This is a genomic window from Pustulibacterium marinum, from assembly GCF_900116665.1.
Classification (GTDB): Bacteria; Bacteroidota; Bacteroidia; order Flavobacteriales; family Flavobacteriaceae; genus Pustulibacterium; species Pustulibacterium marinum.
On the sequence record NZ_FPBK01000006.1, the window covers coordinates 162,998 to 176,406 of the forward strand.

A 13,409-nucleotide genomic window follows, 5' to 3' on the forward strand; every position below is an offset into this window, starting at 1 on the left:
TTATTCTAATTCTTTCTTTAAAAATTTAGCGGTATAACTTTTCTTGTGTTCAGCTACTTCTTCAGGAGTTCCTTTGGCAATGATCTGTCCACCGCCTTTTCCTCCTTCATAACCTACATCAATAATATAGTCTACCATTTTAATTACGTCTAAGTTGTGCTCTATAATGAGCACGGTATTTCCTTTTTCTACCAAGGAATTTAATACATCCATTAATATACGAATGTCTTCAAAATGCAATCCTGTAGTAGGTTCATCTAAAATATAGAAGGTATTCCCAGTATCTCGCTTACTCAATTCTGTTGCCAGTTTGATACGCTGCGCTTCACCACCAGATAGCGTAGTAGATTGTTGCCCAAGGGTAATATAGCCCAACCCTACATCTTTAATGGTTTTTACTTTTTGATAGATCTTCGGAATATTTTCAAAGAATTCTACCGCTTCATTGATGGTCATTTCCAACACATCAGAAATGGACTTTCCTTTGTATCTAATTTCCAGCGTTTCTCTGTTGAAGCGTTTTCCTTGACACGTTTCACACTCTACATAAACGTCTGGTAAAAAATTCATTTCAATAACGCGCAAACCACCACCTTTACAGGTTTCACAACGACCACCGGCTACATTGAAACTAAAACGCCCTGGTTTGTAACCACGAATCATGGCTTCGGGAGTTTTGGCAAATAACGAACGAATTTCTCCAAACACTCCGGTATAGGTAGCAGGATTGGAACGCGGTGTTCTACCAATTGGAGATTGATTGATGTCAATCACTTTATCAATATGTTCTAAACCTTTGATTTTCTTATATGGCTTTGGTTTTTTCACGCCATTAAAGAAATGTGCGTTCAAAATAGGGTAGAGCGTCTCGTTGATCAAGGTAGATTTTCCACTACCGGAAACTCCCGTCACTCCAATCATTTTTCCTAATGGAAACGTTACGCTTACGTTTTTCAGGTTATTTCCGGTACAACCTGTTAGCGTGAGTTCATGTCCGTTTCCTTTTCTGCGTTCTTTCGGAACGGTTATTTCACGTTCCCCACTTAGATAATCTGCCGTTAACGTACGGTGTTTCATAATTTCATCGGGAGTTCCTTGAGAAATAATTTCACCACCGTGTTTTCCGGCTTTTGGTCCAATATCAATCACATAATCGGCTTCCAGAATCATGTCTTTGTCATGTTCCACAACCAATACTGAATTTCCTATATCACGTAAAGATGCCAGTGAATTGATCAAACGTTCGTTATCTCGCTGGTGTAGACCAATACTAGGTTCATCTAGAATATAAAGTACTCCTACCAACTGTGAACCAATTTGGGTAGCCAAACGAATTCGTTGTGCTTCACCACCAGAAAGTGATTTAGAACTTCTATTGAGTGAAAGATAATCTAAGCCTACGTCTAGCAAAAAGCTAATACGCGCTTTGATCTCTTTCAATATTTCTTCTGCAATCTTAAACTGCTTTGTGGATAATTCCTTTGGAAGTACTTCAAACCAATGAGCCAATTCGGTCACATCCATATGGGCTAATTCGGCTATGTTCTTTCCGTTTACTTTGAAGTATAATGATTCTTTACGCAAACGTGTACCGTTACATTCCGGACAATCATTTTTATCCATAAAGTCTTTGGCCCAGCGCTTGATAGAAGCTGTACCGCCTTCTTCGTACTGATTGGTAATAAAGTTGATAACACCTTCAAACTCTATTTTAAAACTACGGGTAATTCCCATTGCTTTTGAAACCACATCAAACTTCTCATTTCCACCGTGGAGAATCATTTCCATCGCTTCTTTGGGAACGTCTTTTACGGCATCTGACAACTTAAAATTGAAACGTTCAGCAATGAGTTCTAGCTGCTTGAACATCCAGTTTTTCTTGTATTCTCCAATAGGAGCAATCCCTCCGTTACGAATGGAAATTTTATCGTTTGGTATGATTTTATTCAAATTCACTTCATGAACGGTCCCCAATCCTTTACAGTGCGGACACATTCCTTTGGGAGAGTTGAACGAAAACGTATTGGGCTCAGGGTTCGGATAAGAAACTCCCGAAGTAGGACACATCAAACTTCTACTGAAAAAACGAGCTTCTTCTTTTCCATGTCCCAGTACCATCATCACATCTTCACCATGATACATGGCGGTGTTGATACTTTCCATCAATCGTTTTTCCAAGTCGTCACCTTCACCCACTTGTAAACGATCAATTACAATTTCTATATCGTGAGTTTTGTAACGGTCTACCTTCATACCGCGTTCCAGATCTAAGATCTCGCCATCTACACGAACCTTTAAAAACCCTTGTTTGGAGATTTGCTCAAACAACTCACGGTAATGTCCTTTTCTAGAACGAATCACAGGAGCCAATATATTGATGCGTTCCCCTTTAAAATCCTGAATAATCAATTCTTTGATCTGCTCATCAGAATAGCTTACCATGCGTTCGCCTGTTTCATAACTGTAGGCATCACTGGCACGCGCATAGAGCAAACGCAGGAAATCATAAATTTCGGTAATGGTTCCTACGGTAGAACGGGGTGATTTAGAAGTGGTTTTCTGCTCAATAGCAATCACCGGAGACAATCCGTCAATCTTGTCCACATCCGGACGTTCCAAGCCGCCTAAGAACTGGCGTGCATAGGCAGAAAAAGTTTCTATATATCTACGTTGCCCTTCGGCATAAATAGTATCAAACGCTAAAGAAGATTTTCCACTACCGGAAAGTCCTGTAATCACTACAAGTTTTTCGCGTGGAATGGAAACATCTATGTTTTTTAAATTGTGAGCTCTGGCGCCCTGAACTTCTATGTATTCGTCAAATTTTTTCATAAGCAATTCACAAACCGCAAAAATACAAATTTTAACGGCAATAGCAGTAAACACTGTTTATAGAAGTGATGTTAATTGAGGTGAAGCTTTGTTAGTTATTTGTTAAATCTGTTTCCTTTGGAGCAATTACTGCTAACTATTCGGAAATATAAGGAGTCTCAAATGCTACCCATTTCGCATAGCCTTCCGGTGTTAAATGTACTCCGTCTCTGGTAAGGGATGCTGTCATCAATCCATTATCATCTACAAATTCACTATAGAGGTCTATTAAGGTATAGCTACCATCTTTTGCATGCTTTTTCAGGAATCGATTCACTTTTAGAATATCTTTTTTCAGAAACGTTTCTCGCGTAGGTAAAACGGTGCGTACATAAATTTTGGTTTCAGGTAAAGCCGTGTGGAGTTGGTTGACAACGGCTAGAATATTCTTGGCGACATAATTAGCTGACGGAACAAACTGTTCGTAATGCAAATCACGTGTGTCTTCTTTGTGGTGTACACTGAAAAGATCGTTGATCCCAATCAATATAAATATTTTGGAAGGTTGGGAGTGAATAACTTCATCTAAACGCAACAATACACCATCTGTCACATCGCCTGCAATACCACGATTGTAAATTTGGGTGGTATCAAATTTCTCGTTCCAATCTTTCCCTTGCTCGGTAATACTATTGCCAATAAATACGATGCCGCCATGCGTAAGTGGCGCTTCTTGAAACGTAGCAATACGTTCTTTGTAATGGCCTTTCGTCCAATCGTTATGATAGTTGGAAACCGTTTTGGGATACAAACTTTCTTGTGCCTGCATGTTGGAAGTAGCTACTAAAACCAGGAATAGCGTTATGTGGAGGAAAATACGATTCATGAAGTAATTTTTAAGCTATAAATGTACAAGCTTCCTGAAATACTTAAAAATCAATTATCAATTTTATAGACCTTCAAAATGCCTTTACAACTAAAATAATTGAAAATGAGTAACTCCTTTTTGCCGTCTTTGTCAAAGTCTTCTTCAAAAAAAGAAATATTACCTATCTTATGAAACTTGATATAGTTTCCACCTTCTACATACAGTGTTAACGGGTTTTTGCCTGTATCATCACATTGCATCATTTGTTGTTCTATTTCAATAGTACCAAAGCGTGAAGGAAATGTTCTCTTTTCTAGTATATATTTTACATCATACTCTCCATTTTCTAATTCAGTATATTCACTGTTAGTGGTAAATGAAATCCCTTCTATTTTATTCTTACAACTCAAATCATCATACGTGTCCAAAACCACTTTGTGTGGATGAAAATCTAACCTATAACCACTCAGTAATGCTGTATAACCATTATCTATACATAAGGGTATATAACTCCTAAACAAAGCACCCATTAATTGTTCTGATAGTCGTCGAGACTGTGATTGACTATCAAATACCTGATAAACCTTTAGCTTGCTATGATTTTCAATAGTAGTATCGTTAACAATCAACATCTCGGCAATTGTTTTGGGATAGGTAGCATTAGCTGTTTTACTTTCTAGATTTAGATTAATGTCCTCTTGAATGTTTTCCGGTTGTTTATCAAGTGTTTTATTTGTATTACAGCTGATACATATTCCCATAACACATATAAAATAATAGCGATACAGCTTTTTTATTTTCATGGTAATAAATTGCATAATTATCTAGTTTTGATCGGTGATTTTCTCATATAAGCAGCCACTACGGTAGCAAAGACAATTAACATGGCTACTTCATAAGGTTTGCCCTTGTAGATATGTACTCCCACAATAAAGGTCATGTAAAGCGCTAGTAGGGTAGCGCCCCAAATGATTGTTTTCTGATACAGAAACAAGAGTGTTGCTACTATTAAAAATATACCTGTTGCCCGCATAATCCCTATACTTGACAATATTTTTCTAGACGCGTCTGGATAAAGCACTTTTCCAAACCCGTTGTTTATGTAAAAAATAGAAACCAGCAACGAGGGCATCCATTTTAATAATTGCCAAAGTTTCCTTTCCATTTGAGGAATTCTATTCGTCATTCTCAGGTGGTTAGTATGTTGTATTTGTGAAGATACATAAACTTTTACTAGCTGCAGCTTAATATTATTTAAACACAGTGCCTTGTTATAATGTATTCAGAATGACGAGTGATACATGTCATAGTGTAAATATTTTACCCGCTACGCGTAGAATCTCTTCGATATTATACTTGTTGCTATTTATTCGTTAATCGAATGATCACATAAGGCAATATTATTCCGATAATGAGTAAAAGTGTTGAAAAGAATGGAAAAGGTTGGGTCATTAGATAATCGGGGATGAGGGGATTCGAATTTCGGACTGTGAAAAACATAATAAATAATCCCACAACAAAAACCATAATTACAAATAAATACAGGATTACAAATAAATACAGGATTACAATGTCTATCCACAACTCTTTTGCATTATACACAGTTCTCATACTGTTATATTTCATTCCAAAAAACGGAATGAATGCAACGATCAAATAATCAAGTGTGCTTGCTGAAATTCCGAAGTAATAATCCGTTAATTTATATAAATTTTGTATTGCAAATGTTTGTAATGAATCACCCAATCCCAAATTGAAGGCAATAAACATGCTACCACAAATTGCAAAAACTAGGTATTGTATACGGGGTGGAATTTTATTCAAATTTGATACTCATTAATTTTTTGTCACACAACCTCTAATCACAGTTGTTATATTCTTCTACAATTTCTTCTAAATCTCTTTCCTTAAGTACTTTGTTCTCTAATTTTGATACCAAACTAGGACAGTCTGAAAAATACGCTATACTCTAACCTTAAAAGATCTAGAAATTCTTGCCGTGACTAACGGTGAAGCTATAGGTTCACCTTCTCGTAAAACATAAAATTCATGCTCACTAGCCGAAAGATAATTGGGACCAACGTTTGATTCATTTGGCCTCGATGTTTGAACATCTCTGCCATAAAGTGTTACTTTGCCAGAGGTCATGATATAAAACAATTCTTTTCTCTTCTTTGAAACCTGTACATATTTATACAAATAAGGTTTCAAATCCAAAATTCTAATAATCACTTTACTTACTTCATTCTCATTGTATTTAACCTTTTTTGATTTTTTGTCTTTCCTGAAACGAACTTTATCTTTAGCATTATAAGCGATATAGTTTTTCGAGATCATTGTTAGTCTAACTTGTCCTTTTAGAACATTTACCGTTTTTAAGAATTATTTCTCCATAGTTCCAGCCGTATTAGCTGTACATCAAAGTGGTTAAAAGACAAAAGAGTAGCGTAATTTTTATTTTCATAAGTGAATAGTTAAGTTGTTTAAATTTATTTAGTTAAAATGGTGTTTTGTATTGGAGTGTACATTATCTATAAGTATTAGATATTGTTTTTTTCATTTCTAAGTCAACATAGCTACAACTATTTATACCCAGATAAACATAAACATTACCACCCCATCACACACTGAATAACAGGGATTTTTGTTCATGATTGTCTATTTATTGAATTAATAAATACAGTGGTTTTTATCAACATTTATAGCAATCAATATACAACTTTTTATAAACTAAACGGGTGTATCATAAAAACGTAGGTACTCAAAATTCCCGTTATGCTTTCGCTGTGCTGTCCGCAGGACACTAAGCCGCAATGTTGTTATTCGCTATTACCGACAAGTTTTTATATTTCATTAATACATTTGATCAAATTCGTATTAGAGTTACCATAACTCACAATTCTAATGTCCAAAGGAACATTTTTAAATTTTCTAATAGCTTTTTGCATTGATTCTAGAATCCAATATTCTTCATTTCCAAAAGCTCCACCACCAACCAAAGTAAGAAAAACCTTGTTTGAATTATTGTTTTCCATATTCAATACTCCGGCGAGTAGCGTTGATTCATAAGTCGCTTCCAAAATTACTCTTGCAAAATATTCCCAATAAAAAGATTCTAGATGGCTGTAGGCAACTGGAAGTGCTGCACAGTATATTTGAGAAACTTTTTGTTTTTCAGTTGATTTAGTAACTTCTGTATTCCATTGAATTCCTGTTTTGAGCTTTTCTTTAAGACGTTCTCTTTCAATTTCAGTTAGTTGAGCAATTATTTTATTAATAGCCAAAAGTCCATTTTGATTTACCAAAGCATACCCATTCTGCATTTCCCATAAATTCAACTTATCGTTGTTCAATTCTTTACCAATTAAATCTAAACAATCAATTTGGTTATCTATACTTTGTCCAGTTTGTCCATTTACTTCTACAAAATAATTCCGGTATATAGTACCAGCTCCACAAGAAATTGCACAAGCAGGTCCTTGAGTATAGTCAAACTCATATCTGTCTATTCCTTGCTCTGGTGTTATAGCTGGGCTAACCATTTCAAGTAAATTAAATTGTGAGGCAGCTTGAAATAGCGCGTTTGAGTTTTCTTTCTGACAATGCAATTCTTGAACATTAGCGACTACCTCAGTTACTTTAATCTTCCCATGATAATCTTCAATGTGGTTGTTTAGTTTTTTAAGTTTGGCTAGCGTTAGAATATCTAATTTTCCGAATGAAAAACTGCGAGAATTTATCAATGAAACAATTTTGTCTCCTTTGATCTCCAGATTATTTCTCACATTTTCGGGTGATTCTTCCTTGAATCCTGTTAATTGTTCAAACCACATAAGTTTTTTTCATATTGTTACCAACGAACTTCCGCATGAAAAGTAGCGTGCAAAAAGAACACAAACCTTTCGGCTTAGCACTTTTTGGCTATGCTCTATAAACCATATTACCTGCTGACGTTTTTTCATTCATAATATTTTCCAAAGCTTAATCAAAGTCAATCAAGTCTAGGCACTTTTATTTTTAATTGAATCATAATGTTCCCGTACTCGCTTTAAATCCAAAATGGAATAGAGGGAGCCAGTATAGCAGAGCAAAAGTTGATCATACTCACTTTTTAGAAACTGCTTTTGGTCAATATTATCAATCTGTTTAATAACAAAATCCTCTATTATTTCTTTTTCTGGCTCACTTTCTAAAAAGGAGAAAAGTTCATTTATCAACTTTTCATACTGATCGTTAAGCCAATCCTTATGATCTGGATTTGGACAGTCTATTCCTTGGACTTGATTAAATCCATATTGGGTAAAGCAAATATCTAGATTCATTTCTCTGCTCAATCCTTCTATATGTTTTCCATATTTCATTTAATTGTGCCTAATGTTATTGTATAACAATCTGTTGCAAATTGGTTGGAAACTAAGATAGCCAGAATTACTTACTTATATTTTTTCGAGGTTGTGTTCGCAAAACACTAAGCCGCAATGATGTTATTTGTCTTTGTTGTTAACTGGCTTTTATTCAATTGTTCCATTAAATGTTTTGGATTCACTATAAACTGTGATTCCAAAAAGATTCCATTTTAAATTTCCGTTAGCTATATATTCAGCCTTTCCATTCGGATTCAATTTATTTGTGTTAATCGAGTTAAATTCCCAATTGTAACCGCTAACAAGTCCAGTCAAAAAGCTGTTACTTTCTATTGGTATATATTGATTTTGTTCAATCGAATATGTTACAAGCATATTTATGTCAAAAGTCCAATTGTCCTCCAATTTCACTTGTTTTATTGCTGAGTTACTTTTTCGGTTATAATCTTCAGTTATTGAAATTCGGTTTGATTTTTTTTCAGAATCAGAAGCTGAAATTATTTGAACCATTCCAGTTACCATTATAAAAATTGAGACAACTTTAAATTGTGGTTTAAATATTTTCTTTCCTTTTGCGATAAATCCAACAATTAGATAAAGAAAGTAAATAATAATTATACCGTTGAGTATTGACCATATTAAATGTATCATAGTTTTTGGTTTTCTAATGTCTAGTCCCAAAATATGGGTACAAGTTAAAATCTAAAGATAAGTGTAATTTTATTTCGTTGTATCATCTAGTTACTTTTTTTGTAATTCTCCTAGCGTGAGTCATACTCAAAATAACATAAAAGCCGTCCACAAAACCATAAAATCCACTACCGCTAAAAACAAAAAAGTCGCTAAAAAGCTACTTTTTTTTAACTCAGATCTTTGTTGGCGGCTGTTTATTTCATCATTTGCAGTGCTTTAGGTCTCAAAATATTCTCGCGTTTTTCCATATTAATTTTCCTTGCATTTGAATGTGTTTTAATACCTTGAATATTTAATCGTATTTCACAGTCAGTCCTTAAAATTGTGATTATGTCTTTTGCTTTACTAAAATCTATTTCTTTTCCATTTGAGGAAGAATGACTTAATTTCACATATGGTTCATGGGCTTTCTTAAATTTCCCAGACCTTTCAAATAACGTTCTAATATAATGCTCAGAACATTTTCCGTTAAAATATACTGTCTCATAACAATTTAAAAATTGTAAAAGATTTAGTTGATTAACATCTTCCTCATTATCGACAATTTTAAAACTGTTTTTCTTGTTTCCAATTTTATAAATTCTTGAGTCAAAAAATGCAATCGTCAGCTTCGGGTTTAGTGGAATAAATATCTGTAAGCCTGTGTTTCCGAAACCTGTTTTTCCGCGTTTCCAACTTTTTAATTCTAAAAACTGGTTGTATTTAACAATTGGAAAATCAGAACTTATAAAGGGTATTTTAGTCTTATTAATTAGTAATTTAAAATCTAAGTCAACTGTTATGTCTACAACGTTCATTAGATTTGAAAGAACAACCTCAATAGACTCTTCATGAGTTGTGCTTGGAATGAAATTGTCAATGTCTAATTTTGGATCTAACTCCAAAAATCTTTTTTTTACAATCTCTCTTGAATCTTTTACAGATTGAACACTTACTGGGTTTCTTAAATGAGTTAAAGCGACAAAATTTAATAATTGAAAATGCTCAAAACCGAATTTTTCTGGCGGCTTTTTGTCTAATATTATTTTTTTGATGGATGTTGATAAATGTCCTTCAATGTTGGCTAGTTTATCTTCAATAACTCCGTCATAGCCATAAAAAAAGTTTTTTGAACCTTGATGTTTCAGTGAAGACTTGCTAAAGAAAAATCTACTTCTTGTATTAAATATTCCAATTTGTTTTTTGTTTCCGCAATATGAAAAGTGTTTTAAATAAAATTTTGGAATGAAGTGTTGGTTCTTTTTCTCGGTTTTCATTTATTTGGTAAATTGCCGCTAACGGCTCGAATATGCGTAGTGCGGGATTTCAAAGCACTTCACTTTCAAACCGATATAATTTTGAGTAAATGTACAAAACTTAAATTTACGCACATCGCCCCGCATTACGTATATTTATTGTTAGCGGTTGTTTTTTAATGTGTTATATCTTGATTTGTGTTGCTTTAGTTCATCCTCTTTTTCGTAATAACAGTATACATCATTATATGGATTAATTTTAATCCTGAAATCATTATTAAGATGATATACTAAATATCGAGAATAATTTGAACAAACGGGATTCGATAAAACACTTGTTTCTAGTAAATGTTTTTTTATTGTTTTTTCTATAAAATGATTAACTCCCAATAATTTGAAAAGGTTTGCGTTTATTTTTTTAGCAATTCTCAAGCAAGTTTCGGAATAAAGTATTGAATGATGTGGTTTTAATTCAATATTCTTATCATTAACAACTGGAGGTGGAGAAATAGATTTCTTTTCAAATTTAGTTTTCCAATTGGAAATAGCATCTTTAAATTCAATACTTTCTGATATCCCAAGTAGTTTTCCACTTGGAAGGCCTTGATTATGAGCAACACAATGTCTTAGTGATTCATAGAATTTTAGAATGATAAGCAAATCATCTAATTCATTTTTATCCCAATTCATTTTCGCATAGAGTTCAATTAGTTTATGTTCTCTATTTTCTTCATCTGTATTTACAGTAGTTGTATTTTTTTCTTCTTTGGAGAATTTTGAGGAAAGTATTCCTTCAATCTGTTTAAAGAACACGTCAAATGCAGAATAGACCCAAATAATTGCTGATTTTGTTAAATCATTTTTAAGTTGATTTAATTCCTTCTCAGGGTCTTTAATTATTCTCGGTGTCCATCTTTCCTTGGAGTCAGCAATTAATTCATTTATAAGTAACGATAAATCTTCTTTAGACTCTTTTGCATTATAAAGATATTCAACAGCAACAGTTGATATTTTGATATAGTTGTTGAGTCTGGTATGTGCGTCTGCATAAATTCTATATGGTTCCGATTCAAATTCTGACATTTTTTATACTTTTGTAATTCAATATAGTTAATTATAACAAAGTTATATAAAGATTCCATCTTGGTCGTTGGTTCGAATCCAACCTTCTCCACCAAATATTAATTCAAAGGGGAAGTAAGTCTCAGGGGTTAGAGCTAAGTAACTCATTTAGCACTGTGGTTCGTTCTGCAGTGCTTTTTTTTAAATGTCTAGTCCTGAAATATGACTACAGGTTAAACATAGTTTTAACCTGTTAATTTGTATGCCACATTTGGTGTTTTAAAATCTAAAGATAAGTGTAATCTTATTTCCTTGTGTAATCTAATTACGTTTTTTGTAATTCCCTTAGCATGAGTCATATTCAAAATAACATAAAGGCCTTCCACAAACCCAGAAAATCCACTACCACTAAAAACAAAAAAGTCGCTCAAAAGCGACTTGTAGAAACCAACCCCCAACTTTTACCAAGGAGTTGTGGCCAGTTATTTTTACCATTTCCACCATTTCTTTTGAGTCTCCTTTCTCATTCCAAATGGTTTATCTTCTATTATTTTTCCATTAAAATCTATCAAGTATTCGTTTGATTCCCAGTCAAACAACCTTATAGCATTGTTTTCAATTTTAACTTCTTTCTTCCCTTCTGTGTTTACCCAAATATCTCTAGCAGAAAAAGTCCATTTTATATTTCCATTTAAGTCAATTCTATGAATTCCGATTTCTCCCCTTAAAAGTAAGTCTTTTTCTAAGTCATAAAACTCAAATATTTCCGCCATATCTGGTCTTATTTTCCAATTGATAGAAAGGTTATTCAAATTCATACAAATAAGAGTGAAACCAAGACTAAGAATTATAGTATCATCCTTTATGATGATTGACTGTCCTTCATTTTCCTTTGCCGATTTTGGATATAAAATAAATGCTCCGTCAATACCTGATAAAATACAACTTTTAGTTGATCCATTATTGTTGGTCACATCAATTCTAATTGCCGAATAAAAATCTTCGTTTGCTATTTGAATGATTGGATTATTTTTGCTTAGTTCAATTTTCTTGTTCTTTGCATTTGAACTTTCATATGACAAATCCACTTTCCAATTGTCATCGGTAATCGAAGTTTCGTGCTCGAAAAATATGTCTTTTGTCAATTCCATGTTGAAATTCGCAGGTCTTTTTTAATGTCTAGTCCCAAAATATGGCTACAGCTTAAACATAGTTTTAAACAGTTAATTTGTATACCACATTTAGTGTTTAAAATCTAAAGATATGTGTAATCTTACTTCGTTTTGTCATCTAATTACGTTTTTTGTAATTCCCTTAGCATGAGCAATATTCAAAATACCCATAAAAGCCTTCCACAAATCCAGAAAATCCACAACCGCTAAAAACAAAAAAGTAGCTCAAAAGTGACTTGTTTTTTAACTCAGATCTTTGTTGTGAGCAGTATTTTATTCACAGTACTTTGTCAGTTTTATAGTTTTCAATGCACTAAAAAATTCCACTTGAGTTGAGTCAGATAAATTGTTTCCGTAAAAACTCAACCTGGTTTTGTTAGAATTGGGTCCACCACCTATCAAGCTATCAATATAAATTCCGCTTGCTCCAAATCCTTTATTTTTTGGTTTTATAAATTTAGCTACAAAACAGTCAATACTGTCTGTTTGGAATTCGTACTTTAAATAATCTTTTGCGTCATATTCAGCGGTTAGAAAGTCCTCAATAACCAAATGTTTTACATTTTTTAATTGCTTTTTTTGCTTATCGCTAAATTCTGCATATTCAGATTGCTCAAATACCAAGACCTCTGGGTTTTTAGTCAAATCAGGTGAGTACCAACCCAAATCAAAAATTAGCGTGTCGTTTTTGTCCGTTATCAATCCGCTAACATAGCTGTCAATTCCGTTTATTTCATATTCCGACCAATTTTTCGGAACTGTTATTTCAAACGCTTCGTAGTCAATCGTTTTATAGTCCGACTTTTCACAGGATAAAATCAGAATCAAGATTAATATAGATAGCGTTTTTCTCATATTGCTCACAACGGGTTTCTGCATGACTCGTTGCAGAAAATCAGCTATGATTTTCCGCCGTAACTTAAAGATAGCGAATTGTAATGAATTCCAATTTAGGAATTCAGCCGCAATGAGCTATACACGTTGTGCCTGTTGCACAAGTTAGCAAAAAATCTCCACCCTTTTTAAGGTGCAACCGTTATTTTTTTTCGTATCTTACTGTATGCAAGGCAAAAAGATCGTACAAGAAGCATTGTTCACCCAGTTTCTACTCAGTGACCATGTACCTCAAAACAATGTGTATCGAAAATTACAGCAGGTATTACAGCTTCAATATTTATACAAACTCACCAAACCCTATTACGGC

General features: G+C 33.6%; 12 protein-coding genes. All 12 read right to left on the reverse strand.

Annotated elements, in window-relative coordinates; genetic code table 11:
* The gene (uvrA, locus tag BM383_RS10205) at positions 1-2,832 is read right to left on the reverse strand and encodes an excinuclease ABC subunit UvrA (protein WP_093025032.1); all 2,832 of its coding nucleotides are present in this window, start codon (positions 2,830-2,832) and stop codon (positions 1-3) included.
* A 136-nt stretch (positions 2,833-2,968) separates the two neighbouring features.
* Complete coding sequence (locus BM383_RS10210; RefSeq protein WP_093025033.1) at positions 2,969-3,697, reverse strand: GDSL-type esterase/lipase family protein; 729 nt, start codon at positions 3,695-3,697, stop codon at positions 2,969-2,971.
* Between the two features lie 50 nt (positions 3,698-3,747).
* Positions 3,748-4,497 (reverse strand): hypothetical protein, encoded by a 750-nt coding sequence (locus BM383_RS10215; RefSeq protein ID WP_143106398.1) that lies wholly within the window; start codon positions 4,495-4,497, stop codon positions 3,748-3,750.
* 2 nt (positions 4,498-4,499) lie between these two features.
* Positions 4,500-4,865, reverse strand: a complete 366-nt coding sequence (locus BM383_RS10220) for a DoxX family protein (RefSeq protein ID WP_093025035.1) — start codon at positions 4,863-4,865, stop codon at positions 4,500-4,502.
* A gap of 776 nt (positions 4,866-5,641) precedes the next feature.
* Positions 5,642-6,016, reverse strand: a complete 375-nt coding sequence (locus BM383_RS10230; protein ID WP_093025037.1) for a hypothetical protein — start codon at positions 6,014-6,016, stop codon at positions 5,642-5,644.
* 506 nt (positions 6,017-6,522) lie between these two features.
* A complete protein-coding gene (locus BM383_RS10235) occupies positions 6,523-7,512 on the reverse strand; it encodes a hypothetical protein (protein WP_093025038.1) in 990 nt (329 codons plus the stop codon).
* A gap of 168 nt (positions 7,513-7,680) precedes the next feature.
* On the reverse strand, positions 7,681-8,040 hold the full coding sequence (locus BM383_RS10240; RefSeq protein WP_093025039.1) for a hypothetical protein: 360 nt from the start codon (positions 8,038-8,040) through the stop codon (positions 7,681-7,683).
* Between the two features lie 150 nt (positions 8,041-8,190).
* Entirely contained in the window at positions 8,191-8,694 is a 504-nt protein-coding gene (locus BM383_RS10245; protein WP_093025040.1) for a hypothetical protein, read from the reverse strand.
* Positions 8,695-8,930: 236 nt separating this feature from the next.
* On the reverse strand, positions 8,931-9,992 hold the full coding sequence (locus BM383_RS10250) for a DUF4238 domain-containing protein (protein WP_093025041.1): 1,062 nt from the start codon (positions 9,990-9,992) through the stop codon (positions 8,931-8,933).
* Positions 9,993-10,133: 141 nt separating this feature from the next.
* Positions 10,134-11,054 carry a hypothetical protein gene (locus tag BM383_RS10255; RefSeq protein ID WP_093025042.1) on the reverse strand — a complete coding sequence of 307 codons (921 nt, stop codon included), beginning with the start codon at positions 11,052-11,054 and terminating at the stop codon, positions 10,134-10,136.
* A gap of 467 nt (positions 11,055-11,521) precedes the next feature.
* Positions 11,522-12,184: a hypothetical protein gene (locus tag BM383_RS10260; RefSeq protein ID WP_093025043.1), complete on the reverse strand. Its 663-nt coding sequence runs from the start codon at positions 12,182-12,184 to the stop codon at positions 11,522-11,524.
* A 294-nt stretch (positions 12,185-12,478) separates the two neighbouring features.
* On the reverse strand, positions 12,479-13,060 hold the full coding sequence (locus tag BM383_RS10265) for a hypothetical protein (protein WP_143106399.1): 582 nt from the start codon (positions 13,058-13,060) through the stop codon (positions 12,479-12,481).
* Positions 13,061-13,409: the final 349 nt, after the last annotated feature.

Bases quoted from the DNA above. Each gene is read 5' to 3' on its own strand.
- BM383_RS10235 (WP_093025038.1), bottom strand. From the start codon at position 7,512: ATGTGGTTTGAACAATTAACAGGATTCAAGGAAGAATCACCCGAAAAT.
- BM383_RS10255 (WP_093025042.1), bottom strand. From the start codon at position 11,054: ATGTCAGAATTTGAATCGGAACCATATAGAATTTATGCAGACGCACAT.
- uvrA (WP_093025032.1), bottom strand. From the start codon at position 2,832: ATGAAAAAATTTGACGAATACATAGAAGTTCAGGGCGCCAGAGCTCAC.
- BM383_RS10215 (WP_143106398.1), bottom strand. From the start codon at position 4,497: ATGCAATTTATTACCATGAAAATAAAAAAGCTGTATCGCTATTATTTT.
- BM383_RS10220 (WP_093025035.1), bottom strand. From the start codon at position 4,865: ATGACGAATAGAATTCCTCAAATGGAAAGGAAACTTTGGCAATTATTA.
- BM383_RS10240 (WP_093025039.1), bottom strand. From the start codon at position 8,040: ATGAAATATGGAAAACATATAGAAGGATTGAGCAGAGAAATGAATCTA.
- BM383_RS10210 (WP_093025033.1), bottom strand. From the start codon at position 3,697: ATGAATCGTATTTTCCTCCACATAACGCTATTCCTGGTTTTAGTAGCT.
- BM383_RS10245 (WP_093025040.1), bottom strand. From the start codon at position 8,694: ATGATACATTTAATATGGTCAATACTCAACGGTATAATTATTATTTAC.
- BM383_RS10265 (WP_143106399.1), bottom strand. From the start codon at position 13,060: ATGAGAAAAACGCTATCTATATTAATCTTGATTCTGATTTTATCCTGT.
- BM383_RS10260 (WP_093025043.1), bottom strand. From the start codon at position 12,184: ATGGAATTGACAAAAGACATATTTTTCGAGCACGAAACTTCGATTACC.
- BM383_RS10230 (WP_093025037.1), bottom strand. From the start codon at position 6,016: ATGATCTCGAAAAACTATATCGCTTATAATGCTAAAGATAAAGTTCGT.
- BM383_RS10250 (WP_093025041.1), bottom strand. From the start codon at position 9,992: ATGAAAACCGAGAAAAAGAACCAACACTTCATTCCAAAATTTTATTTA.